The organism is Streptomyces sp. Tu 2975, from assembly GCF_009832925.1.
In the GTDB taxonomy this organism is placed as follows: Bacteria; Actinomycetota; Actinomycetes; order Streptomycetales; family Streptomycetaceae; genus Streptomyces.
In genome coordinates this window covers 2,691,108-2,716,238 of sequence record NZ_CP047140.1, presented here as the reverse complement: position 1 = coordinate 2,716,238, position 25,131 = coordinate 2,691,108, and the positions used below count along the sequence as shown (strand labels likewise).

The 25,131-nt window shown below is 69.8% G+C and carries 19 protein-coding genes; 7 read left to right on the top strand and 12 right to left on the bottom strand.

Annotated elements, in window-relative coordinates:
- Nucleotides 1-85 precede the first annotated feature (85 nt).
- Together GLX30_RS11660 and GLX30_RS11655 are read left to right on the top strand one after the other, a co-directional pair.
- Entirely contained in the window at nt 86-4,513 is a 4,428-nt protein-coding gene (locus GLX30_RS11660) for a polymorphic toxin type 27 domain-containing protein (RefSeq protein WP_159687027.1), read from the top strand.
- Nucleotides 4,514-4,529: 16 nt separating this feature from the next.
- Nucleotides 4,530-4,943 carry a hypothetical protein gene (locus GLX30_RS11655; protein ID WP_159687024.1) on the top strand — a complete coding sequence of 138 codons (414 nt, stop codon included), beginning with the start codon at nt 4,530-4,532 and terminating at the stop codon, nt 4,941-4,943.
- Between the two features lie 645 nt (nt 4,944-5,588).
- Here the strand turns inward: GLX30_RS11655 and GLX30_RS11650 are convergent.
- The 5 genes from GLX30_RS11650 to pta form a co-directional block, all read right to left on the bottom strand.
- A complete protein-coding gene (locus GLX30_RS11650) occupies nt 5,589-5,978 on the bottom strand; it encodes a GntR family transcriptional regulator (protein ID WP_159687021.1) in 390 nt (129 codons plus the stop codon).
- Nucleotides 5,975-6,733: a hypothetical protein gene (locus GLX30_RS11645; RefSeq protein ID WP_244258113.1), complete on the bottom strand. Its 759-nt coding sequence runs from the start codon at nt 6,731-6,733 to the stop codon at nt 5,975-5,977. Before GLX30_RS11645 ends, GLX30_RS11650 begins: the two co-directional genes overlap by 4 nt.
- Before the next feature lie 190 nt (nt 6,734-6,923).
- On the bottom strand, nt 6,924-8,354 hold the full coding sequence (gene pyk, locus GLX30_RS11640; protein ID WP_159687017.1) for a pyruvate kinase: 1,431 nt from the start codon (nt 8,352-8,354) through the stop codon (nt 6,924-6,926).
- A 106-nt stretch (nt 8,355-8,460) separates the two neighbouring features.
- Nucleotides 8,461-9,714 (bottom strand): acetate kinase, encoded by a 1,254-nt coding sequence (locus GLX30_RS11635; RefSeq protein WP_159687012.1) that lies wholly within the window; start codon nt 9,712-9,714, stop codon nt 8,461-8,463.
- Nucleotides 9,711-11,810: a phosphate acetyltransferase gene (pta, locus tag GLX30_RS11630; RefSeq protein WP_159687009.1), complete on the bottom strand. Its 2,100-nt coding sequence runs from the start codon at nt 11,808-11,810 to the stop codon at nt 9,711-9,713. The genes GLX30_RS11635 and pta overlap by 4 nt, the downstream gene beginning before the upstream one ends.
- A gap of 303 nt (nt 11,811-12,113) precedes the next feature.
- Between pta and GLX30_RS11625 the strand changes: the two genes are divergently transcribed.
- Both GLX30_RS11625 and GLX30_RS11620 read left to right on the top strand, forming a co-directional pair.
- A complete protein-coding gene (locus GLX30_RS11625) occupies nt 12,114-13,139 on the top strand; it encodes an ATP-dependent 6-phosphofructokinase (RefSeq protein ID WP_159687006.1) in 1,026 nt (341 codons plus the stop codon).
- A gap of 323 nt (nt 13,140-13,462) precedes the next feature.
- Entirely contained in the window at nt 13,463-14,371 is a 909-nt protein-coding gene (locus GLX30_RS11620; protein WP_159687003.1) for a hypothetical protein, read from the top strand.
- On the opposite strand, the gene GLX30_RS11615 is transcribed toward GLX30_RS11620, so the two are convergent.
- From GLX30_RS11615 to GLX30_RS11590, 6 genes are all read right to left on the bottom strand, one after another.
- Nucleotides 14,368-14,988, bottom strand: coding sequence for a helix-turn-helix transcriptional regulator (locus tag GLX30_RS11615; protein ID WP_167306910.1), 621 nt, complete (start codon nt 14,986-14,988; stop codon nt 14,368-14,370). The two genes, GLX30_RS11620 and GLX30_RS11615, sit on opposite strands and share 4 nt — an antisense overlap.
- A gap of 275 nt (nt 14,989-15,263) precedes the next feature.
- Nucleotides 15,264-16,088 (bottom strand): carbohydrate ABC transporter permease, encoded by an 825-nt coding sequence (locus GLX30_RS11610; protein WP_159686998.1) that lies wholly within the window; start codon nt 16,086-16,088, stop codon nt 15,264-15,266.
- The gene (locus GLX30_RS11605; RefSeq protein ID WP_159686996.1) at nt 16,088-16,954 is read right to left on the bottom strand and encodes a sugar ABC transporter permease; all 867 of its coding nucleotides are present in this window, start codon (nt 16,952-16,954) and stop codon (nt 16,088-16,090) included. The genes GLX30_RS11610 and GLX30_RS11605 overlap by 1 nt, the downstream gene beginning before the upstream one ends.
- A 7-nt stretch (nt 16,955-16,961) precedes the next feature.
- The gene (locus GLX30_RS11600; RefSeq protein WP_167306815.1) at nt 16,962-18,320 is read right to left on the bottom strand and encodes an ABC transporter substrate-binding protein; all 1,359 of its coding nucleotides are present in this window, start codon (nt 18,318-18,320) and stop codon (nt 16,962-16,964) included.
- 156 nt (nt 18,321-18,476) lie between these two features.
- A complete protein-coding gene (locus GLX30_RS11595) occupies nt 18,477-19,157 on the bottom strand; it encodes a response regulator (RefSeq protein ID WP_159686990.1) in 681 nt (226 codons plus the stop codon).
- Complete coding sequence (locus GLX30_RS11590) at nt 19,154-20,977, bottom strand: ATP-binding protein (protein ID WP_159686987.1); 1,824 nt, start codon at nt 20,975-20,977, stop codon at nt 19,154-19,156. Before GLX30_RS11590 ends, GLX30_RS11595 begins: the two co-directional genes overlap by 4 nt.
- Nucleotides 20,978-21,105: 128 nt before the next feature.
- On the opposite strand from GLX30_RS11590, the gene GLX30_RS11585 reads away from it, so the two are divergent.
- The 3 genes from GLX30_RS11585 (at nt 21,106) to trxA (ending at nt 23,356) form a co-directional block, all read left to right on the top strand.
- On the top strand, nt 21,106-22,479 hold the full coding sequence (locus GLX30_RS11585) for a cation:dicarboxylase symporter family transporter (RefSeq protein WP_159686984.1): 1,374 nt from the start codon (nt 21,106-21,108) through the stop codon (nt 22,477-22,479).
- 139 nt (nt 22,480-22,618) lie between these two features.
- The gene (locus GLX30_RS11580) at nt 22,619-23,011 is read left to right on the top strand and encodes a MerR family transcriptional regulator (protein ID WP_159686982.1); all 393 of its coding nucleotides are present in this window, start codon (nt 22,619-22,621) and stop codon (nt 23,009-23,011) included.
- A gap of 3 nt (nt 23,012-23,014) precedes the next feature.
- Nucleotides 23,015-23,356: a thioredoxin gene (gene trxA / locus GLX30_RS11575; protein ID WP_159686979.1), complete on the top strand. Its 342-nt coding sequence runs from the start codon at nt 23,015-23,017 to the stop codon at nt 23,354-23,356.
- A gap of 25 nt (nt 23,357-23,381) precedes the next feature.
- Here trxA and GLX30_RS11570 read toward each other — a convergent pair whose 3' ends face one another.
- Nucleotides 23,382-24,818, bottom strand: coding sequence for a WGR domain-containing protein (locus tag GLX30_RS11570; protein ID WP_159686976.1), 1,437 nt, complete (start codon nt 24,816-24,818; stop codon nt 23,382-23,384).
- Nucleotides 24,819-25,131 lie beyond the last annotated feature (313 nt).

The window sequence follows — 25,131 nt, the reverse complement described above, 5'->3', positions numbered from 1 at the left end:
GGATTAACCCACCATGCGTGTGAACACGCGAACCCGGAGACGAGGCCGTCTCGGCGGGCTCTCACGGCTGGTTACGGCCACGGCTGTGATCACTGCGCTGGCTGTTACGGTGACGGGGCAGCAATTTCCAACCCTGCCCGACCAGACGCAGGCCGCGGCGGACCCCGACGCTCCTGTCGGTTACGACCTCGAGAGCGCCGCTCAGGTCCGTGCGGACCAGTGCATGCTCAACCTGATGCTGCGCAAGGGCGGCAAGGAGCTCAAGTCGGTAGCACGTACCGGCCTCAACGGCACCGATGAAGAGTTGCACGTCGTGGCGAACCCGGATTTCTGGGAGCCGGTGCCCCTTGCTATCGCGTACGACAAGGACCATGCCTGGGCGGACGCCAAACTCGACGAGCTCAACGGCCGCGAAGAGGTGTGGGAGGAGGCGCTTGGCCCGACCTTCGGGACTGCCCCACCCAATCACTCCGTCGACGGCGTCTTCGACCGGATCGCGGACAAGGACAATCCGTTCAGGTCGACCGGGCTGTCAACTTGGGTACACGATCGCTTCTGGGAGTCGGAATTCGACCTCTTCCAAGAGGACCAGACTCCGGTGGCCAGCCAGGAGTCCGTCGATGCGGTCACGAAGATAGCGACGACGCGGTACTCGGATGACCGGTACGAGGACTACGAGGACCGGCGGGCATGGGAGGGCATGACGTTCATGCACCCCATGTACGCCGACGACGCGCGGATCTTTCTCCAACACGGAGGGTTCCCGACGACGGCTCCGGAGCCGGGCACCATGGAATTCCGCCTCGACGTCGAGGCGCTCAAGGCGCGGTTCGCCTCGTGCGCCACGCACAATCCACCTGACCCGCATCAGGTGCTGGGCCCGGAGCTGACGCTTGCCTCGATGGAGTGGCAGGCCGAACTGTCGGGCCAGAAGAAGCAGCGCGACATGATCTTCCGGGCAGAGGCGGAAGCCTCACGGCACCTCTCGATTGCGGCCCAGGCTCTTGGTGAGGCACTCGGACAATCGATCATCGCGAGTCGCCTGTCGGAGTGGCAGTCGTACTGGCTGAAGCAGAGCCCCGCGTCGGCAGGGCTGTCGTACCCGGAGCCGGAGACCTTCACGACAGTCAAGAACAACATCGATATCGCACGTGCCCGTGCCCAGGGCAGGGTCTTCGTCGCCGGGCGTGCGGCGCTCGCGGCGCAGGAAGAGGCCACGAAGGCCGAGGCGGCCAAACAGGAGGCGTATGGCATCGCCGACGCCGCCGGTCAGCCCCGTGGCCGTGGCCTGATGTACGGCCAGCAGGCCGTGCAGGTGGCAAAGGCTTCCGCCGCGGCAGCGCAGGCGGCGTTCAAGGCCACCGAGACGGCGTCGAACGCGACCCGTGCCTCGGCCGCTGACAGCAAGACGCTGATGGCCTTGGCCGAGACCCAGGCACATGCCTCGAAGGCCGAGTTCCGCCGGAAGGCGGCCGAGGAGGCCGAGGCGCAGGCTAAGGCGTCCGCCGAAGGCGCAGCGCTGCAGGCCAAGAAGGCCGCGGAAAACGCCGCCAAGGCGAAGGCAGCGCAGGAGAAGGCCGAGGCAGCAGAAGCGACCGCGAAGGCGGCGGCCGCCGACGCGGCGGCCAAGCGCAAGACCGCAGAGGCCGAGCGCGACTACGCCAAGTCCCAGAAGGAACTCGCGGACGCGGAGCGTGCCAAGGCACAGGCTGCGGAGGCGAAGGCGCAATCCGAGCGGCAGACGGCCGCCGACGAGCTGGCCAAGGCGCAGACGGCCGGGAACACTGCCGCCGCCAAGAAGAACGAGGCCCTTGCCGCCGAGAGTAGAGCAGTGAAGGCACGCGACGGTGCTCTGGAAGCAGAGCGCAAGAGGGACACGCTGGTTGCCAAGGCCGAGGCAGCGGAGGCGTTGCTCGCAGCGGTGGACGGCACTGCCGCGGCCATCGAGGCGCGCGAGGCAGCTACCAAGGCGCGGACTGCGGCGAACAATGCCACCACAGCGGCGACCAACGCCCGTGCAGCGGCGGACGATGCGACCGAGGCGGCAACCAACGCCCGTGCGGCAGCGACCCGTGCCCAGGGTGCGGCCGAGCGCGCTCAGGCCGCCGCTGACGGTGCCGAGGCGGACGTGGCTGTCACGGAAGCCGCGGTGAAGAAGGCCCATGCGGCGGCAGCTGACGCCATCGATGCCGCCGACGCCGCCAAATGGAACGCCTTCACTGCCAAGGCGATGGCTCAGACCGCCCGGCAGAAGGCGGCGGAGGCCAAGGGGCACGCCGTCGTGGCCCGGTCGGAGGCAGTGCTTGCAGGAGCTGACGCCGTGCGTACCGCGGGCTTCGCGTACGCCACGGCACAAGCGGCGACGGCGGCTCGAGACTCGGCGGTTCAGGTCGTCAAGCCGGCCAACGACGCGATCGAGCTGGGGTCCCCGTACAGGGAGACCGACTCTTCCGCGGGTCTGGCCGTGCTGACGGGGCAAGCCGCGAAAACAGTGGCCGAGCAGCAGGCTGCTGTGGCGAAGGCAAAGGCCGATCAGGCAGCGAAGGCCGCGGTCGAGGCCACGGCGCTGGCGGACCGGGCCAACACCGACGCCAAGGCAGCGGCTGTGGCTGCGGCGAACGCAGCGGACTGGGCGGCGAGGGCTGTCAAGTCGGCCGCGGAGGCGCAGGCTTCCGCCAAGGCGGCGGATGCCTCGGCAAAGGCGGCGCAGAAGGCAGAGGCCAACACCGTCGAGTACAACCGTCAGGCCGTTGCGGACGCCGAGGCGGCGCAGAACGCGGCCGACTCGGCGGGCTCGTACGCGAGCCAGGCGGATGCCGCCGCGACGGAGGCGGAACGCGACGCAGCGGCGGCCCGTGACGCGGCCACGGCGGCCGAGCAGGACGCGAGCACCGCGCGCGACACCGCCGACAAAGCCGAAGCCGATGCCACCGTGGCGGAGGCGGCGGCGGCCAATTCGCGGAATCTTGCCGTGGAGGCCGCTCAGGCGGCGATCCGTACGGAGACAGCAGAGAGCGCGGCAGAGCAGGAGAGGGAGAGGTCCACAGCGGGGCCGGTGGGCGTCGACGGCGTCGTCATGCGCCCCAGCGACGACACCCTGGTCGACATCAACCCCAAGAGCGATTGCGTCGGCACGCACACCGGCGACCAGATCGGCTGCGAGATCGACCTTGAGTACCACGTCTACGGCGAGATGGACTTCTACCTCGAGACGTGTTCGCTGCCCGGTGTCGCGCGCAAGGACTGCGGGAGCAGCATCAAGCGCGACTACCTGATGAGTTCTCCCCTGGATGTGACCTTCCAGCAGGACGACGTGCATATCGACGGGCTGGAACTCACGGCATCCGTGTTGAAGGCCCTGGCGCTCGCTGCGGTCAGGGACATCATCGACTGCGCCCACGGCAAGCTCAGCGGATGCCTCTGGTTGGCGGGAAGCATCATCGTGCCGGAGCTCCTTGTGCGTGCGGTCAGTGCCGCACTCACGGTACGTGTGGCGATGTTGAACGGAGCTAGGCTCAGCGAGGCACTGTGGGGACTACGTGGATCTGGGCTGAGCGCATCAGCCGTGGCCAATCTGGAACGGGCCGGGACGGAGGCATTGATCGGACGGTGCTTCCCCGCGGGCACGAAGGTAGCGACCGAGGGCGGCCCGAAACCGATCGAGCAGATCAGGGTCGGTGACCGGGTATGGTCCACCGACCTGGCTACCGGGAAGAAGTCCCTGCAGCGCGTTCTCAAGCTGTTCAACCGCACGGTCGGCGAGCTGGTGCAGATCCGGACAGCCGGGGGCGAAGTCGAGGCAACTGACTCGCACCGATTCTGGGTGCAGGATCGGGGGTGGGTTCAGGCACGCGAGCTCCTGGCTGGCGACACCTTCCGGGCGAAGGACGGCACTGCCGAGACGATCCTCGGCACGTCCCGCGTCAAGGGACACATCCAGGTCTTCAACTTCGAGGTTGAGAAGCTCAATTCGTACTACGTGTACGTCGGATCTACTCCGGTCCTCGTACACAATGAGTGTGTCGACGCGATCCTTGCCGATCTGGTGAGAAATGGCGATCACATCGTCCTCGGAGTCAACCCCTACTCGGACGATCTGGCCAAGGCCCTCGGCGGACGGACCTTTAATGGCAAGAACTTCGGCAACGAACTGCCGGAGGCGTTGGGGTTGGGCGTACGTCCCATATGGACGCTAGGAGTCGAGAGCGCGGTAGCCAACTCGAACGTCCGGTTGTCGGTGTCCTTGGACGGTGTCGCAGGCGCCCGGACCGCCGACGAGGCACTTGATCTGCTGCTGAAGCGTGGTGAAACGATCAAGGACAGCGACTGGGCGACGATCCGGGCCTCCGGCTACGGAACCGCCTGGGAAATGATCAAACTCCGGACCGCCGTCAGGCTTGAGCAACGCAGTTGGTCATCGATCGAGTGGCACATGACCGATGAGGCGGGCAACGTCGTACGCGTCTTCCCGGAGCGCTTCCGGTACGCCAACGGAGTACCGGTGCCAGAGTGAGAGGAGTATGGCTGCCATGACAGATCTCATCCGGGAGGGGCGGCTCTTCAGAGTCAGCGGGTTCGATCCCTCACACCGGCAGTTGTTTCTGATCAGTGAGGCCACGCTGGTGGACCGGACAACGACACAGATCGAGGTCTACATCGGGCATGTCGAGCTGATGTTCCTCAAGCCCTACTACAGAAAGGGGCTCTACGTCCGGCGGGCGACGCTTGCCGAGTTCGCCACTCTCAGCGAACGGCACGACATTCCGGCCCAGGACGCCGCTTACACCTGGATGCTGGAGCGGGGTGGCGGCAGTTTCGTCGTCGGTAGTAATCCGAACTGGCGTGAGGCGGAATATGCGTTGATGGGCGAACGGCAGTCGTTGTACGACCCACGTGAGCCCTGGCCTCCGGACTTCCCGGCGATATCAGGGCAGGTCGACTGACCGTCTCCGGGTAGGACAGCTGAAGGGTGGCGCCACGATACGACGCGGCGCCGCCCTTCACTTGTTTGCAGGTCCTGGGCCGGGGACGACGCATCTTGCTGAGCCTCGATAGCCGCCGCACCCGGCAAACAGCAGGGTGAACCACCGACGCCGATGACTCCAAGTGTCGGTTTCGTCCGCACGGGGTTTTGTCGGTCCAAGCGGAGAGCGCCTTCTGCATGCAGACAATTGAGTTGTGTCGTCCCGATGGTTCCGAGCTGTCGGGCATGCCACGGCGCGGTTGGTGGCGGACCTTGCCGATGCCACCGGGTTGACCGCCGCGTACCTTCATTCGCTCGGGCCGCTGCGGTCTCGCGGGACCGAGCATGGCCCGGGGCGCTGCGGATCTGGCGGTGACGCTCGCCGACGGCGGCGAGGCCAATGAGGATTCGGCCGTGCTGCGGACCGGGCTAAAGTGTTCCGCTCGGTTGCCTCGACACAGACAGCTTGACGGTTGCTCGCCGATGTTGACGGCGGTCGCTGCCTTCTCTGGGCTCGGCCGCTGGAGCGCCGAGCGCGGGGCCCTCAGCTCGGCGAGCTTGAGCGGGATGACGATCACGAGCAAGCTCATAGGGGTGGGCTTATATAAACGGTACCCCTACAAGCTCAAACGCTGTCCGTCGACGCCAGCGCGTGCCGGATCGCTGCCAACGCCTCCTCGTCCGTCGCGTCGAGTTGGCGAGCCACGATCGCGAAGAGGCGGGCCTGTTCGGCGAGTTTCTCCTTGGAGTCGGCGATCGACGGGGGCGCGATGACCTGGGTGCCGGAGCCGCGGCGGGTTCTGACCAGGCCGGCGGTCTCCAGTTCGCGGTAGGCGCGGACCACCGTGTTGTTGGCGAGGCCGAGGTCTGCGGCGAGTTGGCGGACGGAGGGCAGCCGGTCGCCCTGGCGGAGCCGGCCGACGGAGATGAGGTCGGCGAGCTGGGCCCGGACCTGCTCGTAGGGCGGGACGGGCGCCGCGTGGTTGACGGTGATGCGGACGCTGTGCGCGGTCATGACCTCGCCTCCGTGTAGGCCTGGGGGATCAGGAGGACGCCCAGGCAGTGGCAGCCGCTCAGTGCCGAGGTGAAGGCGGTGAGGGCGAGCGCCGCCAGGGCGAAGACCTTCGCCACGCCCGCGCAGGACAGGCTCAGTACGACGACGGCCATGGTGAACGAGACGGCGAAGAGCGGGGCCGTTACCAGGACTCCCCAGGCGCCGACCGCCGCGCGTGCCTGGATCCGGCGTTGGTCGTCCGTCTGGGAGCGCAGGGTCACGCGGCGCAGCAGCAGCGCGCAGGCGACGGTGCCGAGGGCCATGCCGCCCAGTGCCGGCCAGGCGTAGTAGAGACCGGGCCAGGGGCCGAGCAACTGGGACCCGGCCGGGCATTCGACGGCCAGAGCGCGTCCGGAGCGGCCCTCGGAGTCCGCAGTGGCCGTGCTCGCGGCAATGACGACAAGTACCGTGAGGATCAGCGCCTGCGCGGCGAGGAACGTGGCCAGGGCGCGGGGTACGTGGTCGCGGACGCGGCGGGGTGTCACTTCCGCCACCCGTATCCAGCTGTGCCGCGGGCGGGCGATCAGATCGGCCGCCAGGACGCCGGCCATGACGCACAGCCCGAACGCGGGGAAGGCGTAGAGGAGTTGGACGTCCGGCTCCGGGTTGAAGTCGACGAGTGTGCCGACCGCGACGCCGGCGGCCGCGCCCGCCCATCGGGTGGGGGTGTCGATCCAAGTGCGCCAGGTGCCTTCCGCCGTCGAGGCAGCAGACATGCCGACCACCTTTCTCCGTCCGTCGGGTGTATCAAGATGGTGACACAATTGCTCAGCTCCCGGACTGTGTCAAGGAGTTGATACGCCTGTCGGACCCGGACCCGGAGCGGGTGACGGTGGCACCGGACGCAAGGCGGCGGCCCCCCGACCGGGAAGGTCGGAGGGCCGCCTGTCGACAGGGGGAGCGGGGTCAGCCGCGGACCTCGCCGCCGAGGTGGTGGACGCGCACCATGTTCGTCGTGCCCGGGACGCCGGGAGGCGAGCCGGCCGTGATCACCATGACGTCACCCGCGTTGTAGCGCTGGAGCTTCAGCAGCTCCGCGTCGACGATCTCGACCATCGCGTCCGTCGTCTCCACGAAGGGTGCGAGGAAGGACTCCACGCCCCAGCTCAGGGTGAGCTGGTTACGGGTCGACTGGTCCGTCGTGAAGGCGAGGATGGGCTGCTCGGCGCGGTAGCGGGACAGGCGGCGGGCCGTGTCACCGGACTTGGTGAACGCGATCAGCGCCTTGCCGCCCAGGAAGTCCGCGATCTCGGCGGCCGCGCGGGCGACCGAGCCGCCCTGGGTGCGCGGCTTCTTGCCGGGAACCAGAGGCTGGAGGCCCTTGGAGAGGAGCTCCTCCTCCGCCGCGGTGACGATCTTCGACATCGTCTTGACCGTCTCGATCGGGTACGCGCCGACCGACGACTCCGCGGAGAGCATGACCGCGTCCGCGCCGTCAAGGATCGCGTTCGCGACGTCGGACGCCTCGGCGCGGGTGGGGCGGGAGTTGGTGATCATCGACTCCATCATCTGGGTCGCCACGATCACCGGCTTGGCGTTGCGGCGGCACAGTTCGATGAGGCGCTTCTGGACCATCGGCACCCGCTCGAGCGGGTACTCCACCGCGAGGTCGCCACGGGCCACCATCACGCCGTCGAAGGCCATGACGACGTCCTGCATGTTCTCGACCGCCTGCGGCTTCTCCACCTTGGCGATGACGGGGACGCGACGGCCCTCCTCGTCCATGACCTTGTGGACGTCCTTGACGTCGCTCGCGTCACGGACGAAGGAGAGCGCGACCATGTCGCAGCCCATGCGCAGTGCGAAGCGCAGGTCCTCGACGTCCTTCTCGGAAAGGGCCGGGACGTTGACGGCCGCGCCGGGGAGGTTGATGCCCTTGTGGTCGGAGATCACGCCGCCCTCGACGACGATCGTCTTGACCCGCGAGCCGTCGACCTCGACGACGCGCAGTTCGACGTTGCCGTCGTTGATCAGGACCTGGTCGCCCTTGGAGACGTCACCGGGCAGGCCCTTGTAGGTGGTCCCGCAGATCGACTTGTCGCCGGGGACGTCCTCGGTCGTGATGGTGAACTCGTCGCCGCGGACCAGTTCGACCGGCCCCTCGGCGAAGGTCTCCAGACGGATCTTGGGGCCCTGGAGGTCGGCCAGCACGCCCACGGCGTGTCCGGTGTCCTCGGACGCCTGGCGGACGCGGTGGTACCGCTCCTCGTGGTCGGCGTGGGTCCCGTGGCTGAAGTTGAAGCGGGCCACGTTCATACCGGCCTCGATGAGCGCTTTCAGCTGCTCGTATGAGTCGACGGCGGGGCCCAGTGTGCAGACGATTTTGGAACGGCGCATAAGGCGGATCCTATCGGTTTGTTTCCCTGCGGAATATTCCGTCTGGTGGAATGTACAAATGGGCGCCGGCCCGCTCAGGCGTTCAGCCTTCCGGCCTTCCAGCGCTTCAGGCTGTCGGGCTCTCGGGCACCCCCTTCTTCACGTCTCCCGTCACCAGCTCGAAGGTCTGTCGCGCGATCTCGAGCTCCTCGTCCGTCGGCACGACGGCGACCGCCACCCGTGCGTACTCCGGCGAGATCAGCCGCGCCGTGTCCGACCGGGCGGCGTTCAGCCCGGCGTCCACCACGAGGCCCATCTCCTCCAGACCCGCGAGGGCAGCCTCTCGCACGGGGGCGGCGTTCTCGCCGACACCCGCCGTGAACGCCACCGCGTCCACCCGCCCGAGCACCGCGTAGTACGCGCCGATGTACTTCTTCAGCCGGTGGACGTAGATGTCGAACGCCAGCCGCGCCCGCTCGTCGCCCTCGTCGATCCGCCGGCGGATCTCCCTCATGTCGTTGTCCCCGCACAGGCCCACCAGACCGCTCTTCTTGTTGAGCAGTGCGTCGATCTCGTCGGTGCTCATGCCGGCGACGCGCTTCAGGTGGAAGGTCACCGCCGGGTCGATGTCACCGGAGCGCGTACCCATCACGAGACCTTCCAAGGGGGTCAGCCCCATCGAGGTCTCCACACATCTGCCACCGGCCACCGCGGAAGCGGAGGCGCCGTTGCCCAGGTGCAGCACGATGACGTTCACCTCGGACGGGTCCTTGCCGAGCAGCGCCGCGGTGGCCCGCGAGACATAGGCGTGCGAGGTGCCGTGGAAGCCGTAGCGGCGGATACGGTGCGCGTCCGCGGTCTCGACGTCGATGGCGTACCGGGCGGCCGCCTCCGGCATCGTCGTGTGGAAGGCGGTGTCGAAGACGGCGACCTGCGGGAGGTCCGGGCGCAGCGCCCGGGCCGTGCGGATGCCGGTGATGTTCGCCGGGTTGTGCAGCGGCGCGACCGGGACGAGGCGCTCCACCTCTGTGATCACTTCCTCGGTGATCACGGTCGGGGCGTGGAACTTCAGACCGCCGTGCACCACCCGATGGCCGATCGCGGCGAGGGCGGGGGAGTCCAGTCCGAGCCCGTCCTGTGCGAGTTCCTCGGACACCGCCTTGAGCGCCGCGTCGTGGTCCGCGATGGGGCCCGTGCGCTCGCGCCGCTCACCGCCGCCCTCGAGGGGCGTGTGCACCAGCCGCGAGGTCGCCTCGCCGATCCTCTCCACCAGACCGACCGCCAGCCGGGACGCGTCGCTCATGTCGAGCAACTGGTACTTCAGCGACGACGAGCCGGAGTTGAGGACGAGGACGCGCGTGGGGGACTGCGGGGCGGTCATGCGGGGAGCTCCTGGGCCTGGGACTGGATGGCGGTGATCGCGACCGTGTTGACGATGTCGCTGACCAGAGCGCCGCGCGACAGGTCGTTGACCGGCTTGCGCAGGCCCTGGAGCACCGGTCCGACCGCGACGGCGCCCGCCGAGCGCTGCACGGCCTTGTAGGTGTTGTTGCCGGTGTTCAGGTCCGGGAAGATCAGGACCGTCGCCCGGCCGGCGACCTCGGAGTCAGGCAGCTTGGTGGCGGCGACGGAGGGCTCGACGGCGGCGTCGTACTGGATGGGGCCCTCGACGTGCAGGTCCGGACGCGACGCGCGCACCAGCTTCGTCGCCTCGCGGACCTTGTCCACGTCGGCTCCGGAGCCCGAGGTCCCGGTGGAGTACGACAGCATCGCGATCCGCGGCTCCACGCCGAAGCGGGCGGCCGTCGCGGCGGACTGCACCGCGATGTCGGCGAGCTGCTCCGCGTCCGGATCCGGGTTGATCGCACAGTCGCCGTAGACGAGGACCTCGTCGGCCAGGCACATGAAGAACACCGACGAGACGATCGACGCCTTCGGCTTCGCCCTCCCGTCGCCCTTTGTTTTGATGATCTCGAAGGCCGGGCGGATGGTGGCCGCCGTGGAGTGCACGGAACCCGACACCATGCCGTCGGCCAGGCCCTTGTCCACCATGAGCGTGCCGAAGTAGTTCACGTCCGCCACCACGTCGTACGCCAGCTCGACCGTCACGCCCTTGTGGGCGCGCAGCTGTGCGTACCGCTCGGCGAAGGGCTGACGCAGTTCGGAGGTGTGCGGGTCGATCAGCTGGGCGGCCGAGAGGTCGATGCCGAGGTCGGCGGCCTTCTTGCGGATGACCTCGGTGTCGCCGAGGAGGGTCAGGTCGCACACGTCCCGGCGGAGAAGGACGTCGGCCGCGCGCAGTACCCGCTCCTCCGTGCCCTCCGGCAGCACCACCCGGCGGCGGTGGGCACGGGCCTGCTCCAGGAGTTCGTGTTCGAACATCATCGGGGTGACCCGGCCGCTGCGGGCCACCGCGAGCCTGGCCAGCAGGTCGCCGGTGTCCACATGACGCTCGAAGAGACCGATCGCGGTCTCCGCCTTGCGCGGCGTGGAGGCGTTCAACTTGCCCTCCATCGCGAACAGTTCCGCCGCGGTCGGGAAGCTGTTCCCCCTCACGGAGACGACCGGGGTGCCGGGCGCGAGGCGGGCCGCGAGGGTCAGGATCTCCTCGCTGGGGCGCTCGTTCAGCGTCAGCAGCAACCCCGCGATGGGCGGCGTGCCCGCGGAGTGGGCGGCGAGGGCGCCCACCACCAGGTCGGCACGGTCGCCGGGGGTGACGACCAGGCAACCCGGGGTCAGGGCGGGCAGGAAGCTCGGCAGCATCGCACCGCCGAAGACGAAGTCGAGGGCGTCGCGGGCGAGCCCCGAGTCGTCGCCGAGGAGGACCGTGCCGCCCAGCGCGTGCGTGATCTGGGCGACCGTGGGGGCGGCGAGCGCGGGCTCGTCGGGGAGCACGTAGCAGGGCACGGGGAGGCGGGCCGCGAGCCGCTCGGCTATGCCCGCCCGCTCGTCGGGGGCGACCCGGTTGGCGACCATGGCGAGGACGTTGCAGCCGAGGCCCTCGTAGGCGCGGAAGGCGTTGCGTGTCTCCGCCCGTACGGACTCCGGGGTCTGGCCCTTGCCACCCACCACCGCGATCAGGGAGGCGCCGAACTCGTTGGCGAGCCGGGCGTTGAGCGCCAGCTCGTCGGGAAGCTGGGTGCCCGCGTAGTCGGTGCCGAGGACGAGGACCACCTCGTACTCCCTGGCCACCGCCAGGAAGCGCTCGACCAGACGCGAGACCAGCTCGTCCGTACCTTGTTCCGCCTGGAGCGCGGCCGCCTCGTCGTAGTCCATGCCGTAGACCGAGGCGGGGTCCTGGGAGAGCCGGTAGCGCGCCCGCAGCAGCTCGAAGAGCCGGTCGGGGCCGTCGTGCACGAGGGGGCGGAAGACGCCCACCCGGTCCACCTGGCGGGTGAGGAGCTCCATGACCCCCAGCTCGACCACCTGTCGGCCGTCTCCGCGGTCGATCCCGGTCACGTAAACGCTGCGCGCCACGCGTACTCTCCCGTCCAAGTCCATGGGTGCGATACGGGGCGAACCCCGGCCCCCGCCGCTTCGCCGGCCCGCCCGGTGCTCCGCCGTACGGACGGCGGGACCGGGCGCGCCGAAAGGCCGCTCGGGGCGGCAATGCCCTCTTGACAATACCTCCGGGGGTGGCTAAGGCGCCCGCCGGGCGGGAAGGGCGGCGCCTGCGGCCGCCAGCGGCGCGGAGTAGCAGGGAGCGCGGGCGTTCCCCCGCCCGTGGGACAATCGGATGTGGGCTCACAAGGACCACTGACGAGCAGGAGACACAGCACGATGCGCATCGGAGTGCTCACCGCAGGCGGAGACTGCCCGGGTCTGAACGCAGTGATCCGGTCGGTCGTGCACCGTGCCATGACGGGTCACGGCGACGAAGTCATCGGTTTCGAGGACGGATTCAAGGGTCTCCTCGACGGCCACTACCGTCCCCTCGACCTCAACGCCGTCAGTGGCATCCTCGCGCGCGGCGGCACGATCCTCGGCTCGGCCCGCCTCGAGCGCGGCCGGCTGCGCGAAGCGGCGGAGAACGCGGCGGAGTTGGCGAAGCAGTACGGCATCGACGCGCTCATCCCGATCGGCGGCGAGGGGACGCTCACCGCCTCCAGGATGCTGTCCGAGGCGGGGATGCCCGTCGTCGGCGTCCCGAAGACCATCGACAACGACATCTCCTCCACCGACCGCACCTTCGGCTTCGACACCGCCGTCATGGTCGCCACGGAGGCCATCGACCGACTGAAGACCACCGCCGAGTCGCACCAGCGGGTCATGGTCGTCGAGGTCATGGGCCGGCACGCCGGGTGGATCGCCCTCGAGTCGGGCATGGCCGGCGGCGCGCACGGCATCTGCCTGCCCGAGCGGCCCTTCGAGGTGGACGACCTCGTCAAGATGGTCGAGGAGCGCTTCGCCCGCGGCAAGAAGTTCGCGGTGATCTGCGTCGCGGAGGGCGCGCACCCCGCCGAGGGCTCCATGGAGTACGCGAAGGGCGAGATCGACCAGTTCGGCCACGAGCGTTTCCAAGGCATCGGCAACCGGCTCGCCGCCGAGCTGGAGCGCCGGCTCGGCAAGGAGGCCAAGCCGGTCATTCTCGGCCACGTTCAGCGAGGCGGCACGCCCACGGCGTACGACAGGGTGCTCGCGACCCGCTTCGGATGGCACGCGGTGGAGGCCGCGCACCGGGGCGAGTTCGGCATGATGACCGCTTTGCGTGGCACGGACGTGAAGATGGTGCCGCTGGCGCACGCGGTCACCCGGCTCAAGACCGTCCCCGAGAACCGGATGTTCGAGGCCGAGTCCGTCTTCTGAGGATTCGCCCCGGCCGAGCGGTCTTGATCGTCCCCCCGTGGCGATCAAGGCCGCTCGGCGTTCCCCCGCCGGTGGTTGGCGAAGACCACTCTTGAGTGACCCGCCGCCGCTCGCAAGGCTGTTCCCTGTCCGGAACGTGTCCCACCTTGTCCCAGCAGGTGGGCGGCAGAGGGGGAGCAGCGGATGGACTTCGCCGGGAGCGGTGCCCCGGATCCGGGGCTGGTACGCGACCCGGCCGAGTTCGTCGCTGCGTTGCAGGCGCTCAAGGACCGCTCGGGCCTGACCTACCGGGAGTTGACGTCCCGTGTGGAGGCGGTCGGGACGTGCTGCCGCGTTCCACCGTCGCCAACATGCTCGCCCGCACCACGCTTCCGCGCGAGGAACTCGTCGCCGCGTTCGTGCGGGCCTGCGGGGCGGGGCCCGGCGAACTCGATGCGTGGCTGCGGGTACGCAAGGAGCTGACCCGCCGCGAACGGCCGGCCATGGCGGTGTCGGAAGCGACGGACGCGGGAGACGGTGGACCGGCGCCGGCCTTCACGGAGTCCGGACGCGAACCGCGTGCCGGCGACCAGGCGGCGCTTTCCGCGGCGGACGGGGTGTCGCTCCTACCCGGCACGACCTCGCGGACGGACGAGCCGGAACCTGCGCCCTCCGGCCCCCGACGGCGGTCCCGGCTGCCGGCGGCGGCGGCCGTCGTGATCGCCGCGTCGGTCACCGCGGCCGTGCTGCACTTCGGCGGCGACACGGAGGCGGACGACGAGCCGTCCGCGGTGAGCGGGCCCGCCGTCGGGCCGGTACAGATCCGGGCCGTGGACTCCGGGCTGTGCCTCGCGGAACAAGGCGGGCAGAACGGCCAGCTCCACCAGCAGCCGTGCTCGCCGGACTCCGTCCCCAGGTTCTCCCTGAAACGGCTCGGGACCGACTGGCGGCTCGAGACCTTCCACACCACCTTCGGCCGGGGCTGCACCGGCGTCCAGGAGAAGTCCACCGAGGCCGGCGCCCCGGTGGAGGACCAGGAGTGCGGCAAACGCGGCCCGGCGGAGGCCGTCCGCGTGGAACCGGTGGGCAAGCCCGTACGCGGCTACCGGCTCCGCCCGGTCCACAGCGGCCTGTGTGCCGGTGTGGAAGCCGCCGACCGTGAGAAGAAGGGCGCCGACATCCGGCAGCTCGTCTGCACCGACGACGGAGGGGGCCAGCTGTTCTCGTTCGATCCGAGGCATGGGCGCTCCTAATGCCCAGGGCCGCGGGCCAGCTCCCAGAAGTGGTCCACGATCCGGTCGAGGAACTCTCGGCCCGGCTCGCCCGTGTCGTCAACGGCCGCGCCCCAGCTCAGGGTGGCCACCATCCGGGACTGGTAGTCGGCGTGCAGCTGCTGGAGGACGTCCTGGAGGTGGCCGCGTTCCAGCGGCAGCATCTTGCCCACCGGGCGCACGTACGCCTGCCACCGCGAGGTCACCGCGTCCCGCAACAGCTCGGCCAGCTCCTTGTCGCGGCCGGTCGCGGCGAGCAGTTCGCGCGGCGCCAGGCCGAGCGCCCCGGCGAGGGCCGTGGTCTGCCGTTCGTTGCCCCGCCATCTGCCCGACTCCTCCATCCGCAGATAGGCGGAGGCGTCCATGCCGAGCCGCCGGGCCAGCTCGTCGGGCGCGAGACCGCGGGCGATCCGGTGTTCGCGCAGGCTCGTCGCGGTGGAGAGGAGCTCGCCGGCGGAGCACCACAGCACGCCGGCCAGCGCGGTCAGCTCCCGGGTGCCGGGCACGGCGAGCCCCCGCTCCCAAGCCGTCACGGTCTCGGGGGTGACCGGCAGCCCGTACTGGGCCCGCAGCCCGTACGCCACATGACCCGGGGCCATGCCCAGGGCCTCGCGCAGTCGGCGCGCGGCGGGGGCGTTGAACGGAGGGGAGGGGTTGTGCTGCACGCGCACAACCTAGGGGTGGTCGTCGTCCGCTGACTACGGTGCGTACACCCAAAGCCACGGCTTGTCGAAAGCTCCGACCTGATCACGCATCCGTACCGTCGGTCCGGCCATGGCCGGACCGGTGGGGCGTGGGGCACAGCGGTTACCGGGCGGTTCTGCGGCACCGGGAGCGTACCGTGCCGCCGGGCGCGGCGGCCGTGGCGTGCTGGTCACCCCTTGACCGCACCGCCCAAGGCGAAGCCGCCGCCCAGCTTGCGGGAGATCAGGATGTACAGCACCAGCACCGGCGCCGAGTACAGCATCGAGAACGCCGCGAGCTGCCCGTAGACGACCGAGCCGTAGTTGCCGAAGAACGTGAAGATCGAGACGGACGCGGGCAGTTGCTCGGGGCTCAGCAGCAGCATGAAGGGGACGAAGAAGTTCCCCCAGAGCATGATGAAGGTGTAGATCGTCACCACCGCCACGCCGGGACCCATCAAGGGCAGCACCACCCGCGTCAGGGTCTGCAGGTTCGACGCCCCGTCCGTCCACGCGGCCTCCTCCAGCACCACCGGGACGCCGTCCATGAAGTTCTTCATCAGCCAGACGGCGAAGGGAAGTTGCGCGGTGGCCAGGAACAGCGCCGTGCCGTACATCGTGTCGATCAGATCCACCTGCACGAACAGGCCGTACACCGGGACCATGATCGCCGTGATCGGCAGACAGGTCGTGAACAGGATGGTCAGCAGGTACGAGCGGCCCCAGCGCGACCGGTGCCGGGAAAGCGGATAGGCGGCCAGCGCCGCGCACACCACGGAGACCACCGTCGCGCCACCGCACAGCAGCAGACTGTTGAGCATCGGCGTGAACGTGATCTCGTCGGTGAGTACCGCGTCGAAGTTGCCGGCCGTGACCGACGAGGGAACCCGCAGCCGCAGATCCGCCTCCGCGTCCACGGCGGCGAGGACCAGCCACAGCAGCGGCACCGCGAACGCCGCCGCGGTCAGCAGCAGCGCGGTATCGGCGGCGAGGCGCACCCGGGTCGCGCGGCGCATCACGGATCCACCTTCATCAGCCGCAGATAGACGACCGAGAACAGCGAACCCACCAGCAACAGCAGCAGCGCCACCGCCGTGCCGTAGCCGATCAACGACTTGAGGAACGCCTGGTCGTACATGAACACCGGCAGTGTCTGACTGCGGTTGCCCGGCCCGCCGCGGGTCATCGCCCAGATCAGGCCGAAGACGGACAGGGTCGAGAGGGTGTTCAGCATCAGGTTCGTGCCGATGGAGCGCCGGATCATCGGCAGGGTGATGTACAGGACGCGCCGCGGACCGGACGCCCCGTCGACCTCGGCGGCCTCTGTCACCTCACGCGGGATCTCGGACAGCGCAGCGGAGTAGATGAGCATCGAGAACGCGGTGCCGCGCCACACGTTGGCGAAGGACACGGCCAGGATGGGCAGGGTGAACAGCCAGTTCTGCGACGGAAGATGCAGCCAGTCGAGGATCGCGTTCAGCGTCCCCTCGCGCCGGAAGAAGGTGTAGAGGAGGAACGCCGCCACGATCTCGGGCAGCACCCAGGCGGTGATCACCAGCGTGCCCGTGAGCGTCCGCACGGGGCGGGACGCGGCACGCATCAGCCCGGCGAGGGCCAGGCCCAGGGTGTTCTGGCCGACGATCGCGGACACGAAGGTGAAGACGAGGGTCAGCAGGACCGCGTTGCGGAAGTCGTCGTCGGCGAAGGCACGGCGGAAGTTGTCCAGCCCGACGAACGCGGCCCCTGCCTTGCCCGTGAGCTGGGTGTCGGTGAAGGCGATCCAGACGCAGTAGCCGATCGGGCCGGCGAGGAACAGAAGCAGCAGGATGGTGGCGGGGGCGAGCGGTACCCACCGCCACCATCCCGTTCGGGAGGCGCTCACCGGTCGCTCACTTGGCGACGACGGCGCCGTCGGTGATGGTCTTCAGTTGTTCGTCGTACGCCTTCGCCGCGTCCGCCGCGGAGGAGTCCCCGGTGGTCACCTGCTCCATCGCCTCGCCGATCGCCGTCGAGACCTGTGGATACACGGGCAGTGCGGGCCGGTAGTGCGTGTACTGGACGAGGCCGGTGAAGAACTCGATGCCCGGCATGGATTTCAGATAACGCGGATCGGACGCCACGTCCTTGCGCACGGCGATCTGCGCGCCGACGACGCACCACTCTGTGGCGTTCTGCCTGGTCTGCAGCGTTTTCACGAACTCGAAGGCGAGGTCGGGGTTCTCGGCCTTCGCCGGGATCGACCATGCCCAGCCGCCCGACATCGACACCTTGCCCGGCGCCTGGCCGTGCTGCGTGGGCATCGGCGCCCGGCCGAGCTTCTGGCTCCACTCGGGCCACTCCTTGGGGCCCTTGTTGATCCAGTTCTGGCCCATCCACGAGCCGTCGAGCGAGATCGCGAGCTTCCCCTCGGGGAACCACTCGGTGGCGACGCGGGTGCCCACATTGGGGTCGAGCGCGTCGGAGACGTCCGGTCCGAGCTTGTCCTCGTAGACCGTGCCGACGAAGTCGAGGGCGTCCTTGAAGCCCTGCCCTCCGGTCACCCACTTCCTTGCGGCCGAATCGTAGAGCGGGTCCTCGCCCGTGCCGTACAGCAGCATCTCGAAGCCCTGCATGACGGCCGCCTCGCCGGGGCCCTTGCCGGTGTAGACGTTGAGCGGGACGACGCCGGGGACCTTCTCCTTGACGGTGCGGGCGGCGTCGAGGATCTCCGCCCAGTTCTTCGGCTGCCAGTCGGCCGGAAGACCCGCCTTCGCGAAGATCTCCTTGTTGAACCACAGGCCACGGGTGTCCGTGCCGTCCGGGACGCCGTACGTCTTTCCGTCCTCGGCCTTGGCGGCGGCCTTCGCCGTGTCGACGAACTGATCCCACTGGTCCCAGCCGGCGAGCCGGTCGTCGAGCGGTTTCAAGTATCCGGCCTTGATGTCGGAGTTGATGCGGAAAGTGTCCTCGTAGACCAGGTCGGGCGCGGTCTTCGGGGAACGCATCATCTGCTGGGCCTTGGTGGCGTAGTCGTTGTCCGGAGCCTGGATCGGGACGAGCTCGACCTTCTTGCCCGGGTTCTCCTTCTCGAACTGCCGCTTCGCCGCCTCCAGATAGGCGTCCTTGAAGCGGATCTTGTTGTCCGTGGACCGGTTGTATACGACCTCCACGGTGTCCGGGTCGTCGCCGGACCCGCTGCCGCAGGCGGTGAGCGTCGCCGCGAGGGCAGTGACAGCGATGGTGAGGGCCAGTGGGGCGGTGGGGCGCACGGGCACGACCTCCTCGGAGCCGGGGGCGCCGGGCAGGACTGCGGTCCGCTTGCTGCCGCAAGCGTGCTGCGGGGCGCGTGGGCTGCTGCCCGGTGACCGTATGACCGGTCAGTTGACAAAAGCAATCCCCGTGCGGAACACGGGAATCGACGGTGCTCAGCGGACGGTGCTGATCCAGCGGTACTGGAGCTCGGGGCGGCCGATCTGCCCGTACTGGGGGGCGCGGTCGGCCCGGCCGGCGGTGACGAGGTGCTCCAGATAGCGGCGCGCGGTGATCCGCGAGATGCCGACGGCCGCGGCCGCCTCCGTGGCGGTGAGCCCTTCCGCCGACTCGCGCAGGGTCCGCGTGACCGCTTCCAGGGTGGGACCACTGAGGCCCTTGGGGAGGGACGTGGTGACGCGGGGCGTGCGCAGGGTCGCGAGCGCCCGGTCCACCTCGTCCTGGCCGCTCGCCTCGCCGGCGGAGGCGCGGAACTCCGCGTAACGGGTGAGCCGGTCGCGGAGCGTGGCGAACGTGAACGGCTTGAGGACGTACTGCACGACACCGAGCGACACACCCTCGCGGACGATCGCCAGATCGCGGGCAGAGGTGACGGCGATGACGTCGGCGGAGTGGCCGGCCGCGCGCAGCGACCGTACGAGCGCCAGACCGTGACCGTCGGGCAGATACAGGTCCAGCAGCAGCAGGTCCACGTCGGTGCGCTCCAGGGCGCGTACGGCCTCGGCCCGGGAATGGGCGATCCCGGCGACCTTGAACCCGGCGACCCGTCCTACGTAGAGGGCGTGCGCGTCGGCGGCGACGGGGTCGTCCTCGACCACGAGAACTCTGATGGTCACGCGGGTACCTCCGCGGGATGCAGCGGCAGCCGCACGGTGAACTCCGCGCCGCCGTCCGGGCCCTGGGCCAGCACGATGGTGCCACGGCCGCGGTGCACCGCCTGCTGCACGAGCGCGAGACCGAGGCCGCGGCCCGCGCCGTGGGTGGACCAGCCGCGCCGGAACACCTCGGCGGCGTCGTCCGGGTCGACACCGGCGCCGGTGTCACCGACACACAGCAGCAGTTCACCGTCCTCCACCCGGGCGGTCACGGTGACCCGCGCGCGTACGGCGCGGGCCGGTGACTCGCCCGCCGTGCGGGCGGCGGGCAGCGCCACCGCCGGGCCCACTACGGCCGCGCTGTCGACGGGCGCGGGCGGGTCCGGCACGACCGCTGAGGCAGGGGGCGCGGCGGTCACGGGCGGGGCGGTGGCCGCGTCCGCGTCCGGTGCCTCGTCCGGCGCTTCGGGCGAGCGGGGTGCGGAAGTCAGGGGCGGGGCCGCCGCCGGTGCGCCCGTGCCCGTCTCCGACGCCGCGTCCACGGCGTTGTCGATCAGGTTGCCCAGGATCGTCACCAGGTCGCGGGACGGGAGCGAGCGTGGGATGACGCCGTCGTCGATGCGGCTGTCCTCCGCGAGGGCCAGCTCCACGCCGCGCTCGTTGGCCTGCGCGGCCTTGCCGAGCAGCAGCGCCGCCAGCACGGGTTCGCCGACCGCGTCGACGACGCGGTCGGTGAGGGCCTGGGCCAGTTCCAGCTCGGCCGTGGCGAAGACGATCGCCTCGTCCGCCCGGCCGAGTTCGATCAGCGACACGACCGTGTGGAGCCGGTTGGCGGCCTCGTGGGCCTGGGACCGCAGGGCCTGGGTGAAGCCCCGCTCGGAGTCCAGTTCACCGGAGAGGGCCTGGAGCTCGGTGTGGTCGCGCAGGGTGACGACGGTGCCGCGCTGCTCCCCGCCCACCACCGGCCGGCTGTTGACGACGACGACCCGGTCCGCGGAGAGATGGAGCTCGTCCACCCGCGGCTCGGAGGCCAGCAGTGCTCCGGTCAGCGGCCGCGGAAGGCCGAGGTCCGCGACATGCCGGCCCACCGCGTCCTCGCCGAGCCCGAGCAGCTCACGCGCCCCGTCGTTCGCGAGCGCGATCCGGCGGCCGCCGTCGAGCATGACGAGGCCTTCGCGTACGGCGTGCAGCGCGGCCTCGTGGTAGTCGTGCATGCGGCCGAGCTCCGCCGCGTTCATCCCGTGGGTGTGCCGCCGCAGCCGGGCGTTGACGACATACGTGCCGGCCCCGCCGAGCACCAACGCCGCACCGGCCATCGCGAGCAGCGCCGTGACCTGGTCACGCACCTGCTCGGTGATCTCCTCGACGGTGATGCCCGCGCTGACGAGGGCGACGACCCGCCCGCCGTCGTACACCGGGGCCACCGTGCGCACCGACAGGCCGAGCGTCCCGACGTACTGCTCGCTGTAGACCCGACCGTCCAGCGCCGGCTCGATGTGGCCGAGATACGTACGTCCGATCCGGTCCGGCTCGGGATGCGTCCAGCGCCGCCCCTGGGGGTCCATGATCACGACGAAGTCCATGCCGGCGTCCTTGCGCAGGCCCTCCGCGTACGGCTGGAGGAACGCCGACGGGTCCTTGGACCGTACGGCCTCCGAGACCGAGGGGGAGCGCGCGGCCGCTGCCGCGGTGGCCCGGGACTGCAGGCGCGCGCTGTCCTCCGCCTGCGACCGGTCGGTGAGGTAGGCGAAGAGCGCGCAGCCCGCCACGATCGCGGCGACCAGCACGACCTGCATCGCGAAGAGCTGGGCCGCCAGGCTGCGGGGACGGGGGATGCGCATGCCGCCAGTCTGCCTGGCCGGATTTGTATGAACGAAACGAACGCAAGGGTGACCGGTGTCACAGCCTGATGGATAGTCGCTGAGATCCATCGGGACGTGGACGAACATTCGAACGAGGAGGCACCCCCGTGGCCACTACAGCCGCAGGCAAGCGGGACCGTACCCATTATCTGTATCTGGCAGTCATCGGCGCGGTGGTGCTCGGCATCATCGTCGGTTTCGCCGCCCCGGGGGTGGCCGTCGAGCTCAAGCCCATCGGCACCGGGTTCGTGAACCTCATCAAGATGATGATCTCGCCGGTGATCTTCTGCACGATCGTGCTGGGCATCGGCTCGGTCCGCAAGGCCGCCAAGGTCGGCGCCGTCGGCGGTCTCGCACTCGGCTACTTCCTCGTCATGTCGACCGTCGCCCTCGCCATCGGTCTGCTCGTCGGCAACCTGCTCGACCCGGGCGCCGGCCTGCACCTCACCGACGCCGCCCGTGAGGCCGGCGCCAAGCAGGCCTCCGGCGCGAGCGAGAGCACCGCCGACTTCCTGCTCGGCATCATCCCCACCACGCTGGTCTCCGCCTTCACCGAGGGCGAGGTGCTGCAGACGCTGCTCGTCGCCCTGCTGGCGGGCTTCGCGCTGCAGGCCATGGGCTCGGCCGGGGAGCCCGTGCTGCGCGGCATCGGACACATCCAGCGCCTGGTCTTCCGCATCCTCGCCATGATCATGTGGGCCGCGCCCGTCGGTGCCTTCGGTGCCATCGCCGCGGTCGTCGGCGAGACCGGTCTGGACGCCCTGAAGTCTCTCGCCGTCATCATGATCGGCTTCTACGTCACCTGCGCCGTGTTCGTCTTCGTGGTGCTGGGCCTGCTGCTCCGCCTGATCGCCGGGATCAACCTCTTCTCGCTGCTCAAGTACCTGGGCCGTGAGTTCCTGCTGATCCTCTCCACCTCGTCCTCCGAGTCCGCGCTGCCGCGTCTCATCGCGAAGATGGAGCACATGGGCGTGAGCAAGCCGGTGGTCGGCATCACCGTTCCGACCGGCTACTCCTTCAACCTCGACGGCACCGCGATCTACCTGACGATGGCCTCGCTGTTCATCGCCAACGCGACGGGTGCGCCGCTGAGCGCCTCCGAGCAGATCTCGCTGCTGGTCTTCATGATCATCGCCTCGAAGGGCGCCGCGGGCGTCACCGGAGCGGGTCTCGCCACGCTGGCCGGCGGCCTGCAGTCGCACCGGCCCGAGCTGGTCGACGGTGTGGGCCTGATCGTCGGCATCGACCGCTTCATGAGCGAGGCGCGCGCCCTGACGAACTTCGCCGGCAACGCGGTGGCGACGGTCCTGGTCGGCACGTGGACGAAGGAGATCGACAAGGAGCGGGCCGCCCAGGTGCTGGCCGGCAAGGTCCCGTTCGACGAGAAGACCCTCGTCGACGACCACGCGCCGCACGGCGACAGCGGCCACGCGGACGTCCCGGCCCCCCGGGACGACGAGCGTGAGCCTGTGAAGGTCTGACCACCCGCGGACCTTCCTTCCAGGCGTGTGCCGGACCCTCTTCCCCCCTTGGGTCCGGCACACGCCGCTTTCCGTTTCCGGCAGTCGTCGTACGCCAGGCGTTGCCTTGACGTCGGCGTCAAGGATTACGGTCTCCGACATGCGAATCGGCGAGCTTGCGGAGCGGGCCGGCACCACCACCCGGACCCTGCGCTACTACGAGTCCCGCGGGCTGCTGCCCGCACGGCGCGCGGTGAACGGCTACCGCACGTACGACGACGGCGACCTGCGGCTGGTCCGGCAGATCCGGACCCTTCAGGACTTCGGGTTCGGCCTCGAGGAGACGAGGCCGTTCGTCGAGTGCCTGCGCGCCGGCCATCCGGCCGGTGACTCCTGCCCCGCCTCGCTCGCCGTCTACCGGGCCAAGCTCGCCGAGCTGGACACGCTGATCGAGCAACTGCGGTCGGTGCGGGCGCAGGTCGGTGAGCAGTTGTTGCGGGCGGAGGCGCAGTTGCCCGAGGGCCCGGACCCACAATGCGAATTCGGAGGCTGACGAATGATCCAGGCAGAGGGCGTGTCCGCGGTGACGGACACGGATTTCGACACCGAAGTGCTCGGCGCGGACCGTCCGGTTCTCGTGGAGTTCACCGCGGACTGGTGCGGCCCGTGCCGTCAGCTCGCACCGGTGCTGACCGCGGTCGCACGCGAGGAGGCCGGCCGGCTGAAGGTGCTGCAGATCGATGCCGACACCAATCCGGAGACGGTGGTCCGCTACGGCGTGCTGTCGATGCCGACGCTGATGGTCTTCGACGGGGGTGAACCCGTGAAATCCATGGTCGGCGCACGCCCCAAGCGCCGCCTTCTCCAGGAGCTTGAGGACGCGCTCCGCCGAGCGTGACGTCGACGGCGGCAGCGGCGGCGCCTCAGACGAGGCGGCGGATCTCACCCCGCACGCGGTAGAAGCCGCCCTGCGCGGGGTGCAGCGCGTCCACCACGTACCGCGCTCCGGCCTCCCGTATGTCGCGCGGGAACTGCACGTTCCACGACGGCTCGAAGCCGTTCGAGACGACGTGGACGCGGAGCTTGCCGCCGGTGCGCACACACTCGACCACGACGCCCGTGCTCGGCGGCTCGGAGATCGTCGCCACCGCCGACAGCGAGGCCGGAGGCGTGTAAGTGGGGAGCGCCGCCGCGGACTTCACGTCCCTCGCGACGGGTACCGTGCCGCGCTGGGCGGCGCCCACGGCACTCTCGCCGGCGTCCATGCACACCAGGGAGCCGTCGGTGGTGACCATGTAGAGCTTCTCGTCCCGGTACTGCATCGACAACGCGGAACCGCCGCCGGTGCCCAGCTTCCACAGGCGGGTGCCGTCGGCGTCGAAGCAGTACACGGACGACGAGGAGTCACCGGCGAAGACATGGCGCCCGTCGGGCGAGGCCGCGCACGAGTAGACGGCGGTGTCGCACCGGTACGTCGCCTCGACGGCGCCGGTGTGCTTGCCGAGCTTCTGCACCACGTTCCTGGCGGTGCCGGCGTACACCGAGGCGTCCTCCTGCCAGCCGAAGAGCACGCCGCCCTGCGTCGGGGTGTGCCACAACTCCCGGCCGCCGTCCGGTGCGTACGCCGTGACTCCCCGGCGGTGGCCGTGGTAGACCGCGTGCTCGTCCGCGCGGACCATCCACGCCTGGTCGCCCGCGGAACGGCGCGACCACTGGTACTCGTCCTCGTGGTCGATGACGGTCAGTCCTCCGTCGGCGGCGGAGACGTTGAGGACGCCTTCCCGGATGTCGAGCCAGAAGATGTCGACGTCCGCGGCGATGTCGTAGGCGGCGAAGGGCAGCTTCGACGACAGGTCGTACACCTTGCCGTCGTCACAACCGGCGTAGATCCAGAAGTCGTCCGCCACCAGGCACTTGACGCCGTCCGGCAGGGAGTAGCGGGCGAGCACCTCGCCGGTGTGGCTGAGGGTGTACACGTCGCCCGCCTGATTGCCCACCCAGCAGCGGTCCTCGTCGATGTGGATGCCGAACGCCGACGAGCCCGTGCGGAACCGCCAGAGCACCGGGGCGGTCGAACGGGCCGTGGACGGCGCCGACGCAACCTGGCGACGAGTCACCGGCCGGGGCGAGCGCCGGCCTTGGACGGCAGGCGCGTAGCCCTTGCGGACCTTCTCGCCGATCTTCCTCGCTGCGGCGGCCTGTGCCTTCTCGCCGGTGGGGAAGGTGGAGGTCTGGAGCTGGCCGGCGGCGCCGATCCGGCCGTAGCGCACCGAGACGACGGTCCCCTCCACGGTGACCTCGTAGAACTTGTGCGCGCCTCCACCGTCCTGCGACAGCTCCAGGTACGTCGTTGCAGACATGGCAGACCCCTCCCCAGGACCGAACCGGCGGTCCGTGCACCGCCTGCTCCCACTGCCATGAACGCTACGGCCCACCACTGACAGCCGTGGGTCCGGCGGAGCGTCGGCGATGCGATGACCCACCCCCGGCGTCGTCGTGACGACCGGCGGGCCGCCCAGCTCGAGGCGCAACCTGCCGACGGTGACGGTCACCGTGTCGGCCGCGAGTTCCCGCGCCGTCACGGGTCCCGAGCCGATCCGCACAAGAGCGCGGCCGCTCCGCCGACGGCAACAAAAAACCCGACCGAATTGACGGCCGGGGTATTTTCCTGGG

What these genes read in the sequence shown, in the direction of transcription:
- GLX30_RS11655 (WP_159687024.1), top strand. Translation starts at nt 4,530, where the DNA reads ATGACAGATCTCATCCGGGAGGGGCGGCTCTTCAGAGTCAGCGGGTTC.
- GLX30_RS11615 (WP_167306910.1), bottom strand. Translation starts at nt 14,988, where the DNA reads ATGGCCCCGGGTCATGTGGCGTACGGGCTGCGGGCCCAGTACGGGCTG.
- GLX30_RS11610 (WP_159686998.1), bottom strand. Translation starts at nt 16,088, where the DNA reads ATGCGCCGCGCGACCCGGGTGCGCCTCGCCGCCGATACCGCGCTGCTG.
- trxA (WP_159686979.1), top strand. Translation starts at nt 23,015, where the DNA reads ATGATCCAGGCAGAGGGCGTGTCCGCGGTGACGGACACGGATTTCGAC.
- pyk (WP_159687017.1), bottom strand. Translation starts at nt 8,354, where the DNA reads ATGCGCCGTTCCAAAATCGTCTGCACACTGGGCCCCGCCGTCGACTCA.
- GLX30_RS11590 (WP_159686987.1), bottom strand. Translation starts at nt 20,977, where the DNA reads ATGCGCATCCCCCGTCCCCGCAGCCTGGCGGCCCAGCTCTTCGCGATG.
- GLX30_RS11625 (WP_159687006.1), top strand. Translation starts at nt 12,114, where the DNA reads ATGCGCATCGGAGTGCTCACCGCAGGCGGAGACTGCCCGGGTCTGAAC.
- GLX30_RS11570 (WP_159686976.1), bottom strand. Translation starts at nt 24,818, where the DNA reads ATGTCTGCAACGACGTACCTGGAGCTGTCGCAGGACGGTGGAGGCGCG.
- GLX30_RS11645 (WP_244258113.1), bottom strand. Translation starts at nt 6,733, where the DNA reads ATGTCTGCTGCCTCGACGGCGGAAGGCACCTGGCGCACTTGGATCGAC.
- GLX30_RS11650 (WP_159687021.1), bottom strand. Translation starts at nt 5,978, where the DNA reads ATGACCGCGCACAGCGTCCGCATCACCGTCAACCACGCGGCGCCCGTC.
- GLX30_RS11635 (WP_159687012.1), bottom strand. Translation starts at nt 9,714, where the DNA reads ATGACCGCCCCGCAGTCCCCCACGCGCGTCCTCGTCCTCAACTCCGGC.
- GLX30_RS11580 (WP_159686982.1), top strand. Translation starts at nt 22,619, where the DNA reads ATGCGAATCGGCGAGCTTGCGGAGCGGGCCGGCACCACCACCCGGACC.